At 45.9% G+C, this 663-nt stretch carries 1 protein-coding gene; it reads right to left on the bottom strand.

From position 1 onward, the window contains the following. Positions 1-663, bottom strand: a 663-nt coding sequence (locus tag A3756_RS19230) for a S49 family peptidase (RefSeq protein ID WP_068554331.1), incomplete at both ends; no start/stop codon positions are given.

The following is a 663-nucleotide window of genomic DNA, read 5'->3' as shown; positions in this document are numbered from 1 at the left end:
TGCGGCGTAAAATCAATAATTTCCTCAGCTCCAACCACTTCTCTTGCAACATAACCTGCACTACCCAAACCATCAACCAAACCTTTTTCCAAGGCCTGCTCACCACTCCAGATCAGACCACTAAAGATCTCTTCATCAACCTTCAACCGCTCTCCACGCCCTTCTTTCACTTTAGCAATAAACTGCTGATGCGTGGTATTCAGCACCGACTCCCAAAACTCAACCTCATCACCCTTTTCATCGCTAAAAGGATCTAGAAAGCCCTTATGAGCTCCCGCTGTATATAAACGTCTTTCGACGCCAAGCTTCTTCATCGTATCAACAAAACCAAAACCTGAAGCCACTACACCGATAGAACCAACCAAACTTGCCTTATCAGCGTAAATCTTATCCGCAGCCGCAGCAATGTAATATGCACCTGAAGCACCAATATCGCTGATCACTGCATAGAGTGGCGTTTCAGGGTATAAGCCACGAAGTCGTTTAATTTCATCATAAACATACCCTGATTGAACCGGGCTGCCACCAGGACTATTAATGCGCAAGACAACAGCTTGAGTTCCCTCAGCTTCAAAAGCTGCTCTCAAACCCGTCACCAAAAAGTCTGCATTCGCCTCTTCGCCTGAAGCAATCACACCTTCCAGATTAACCAATGCGGTATAT

Source organism: Oleiphilus sp. HI0086 (genome assembly GCF_001635225.1).
The sequence above is the reverse complement of the archived record's forward strand: the minus strand, read 5'-3'. Positions and strand labels throughout refer to the sequence as shown.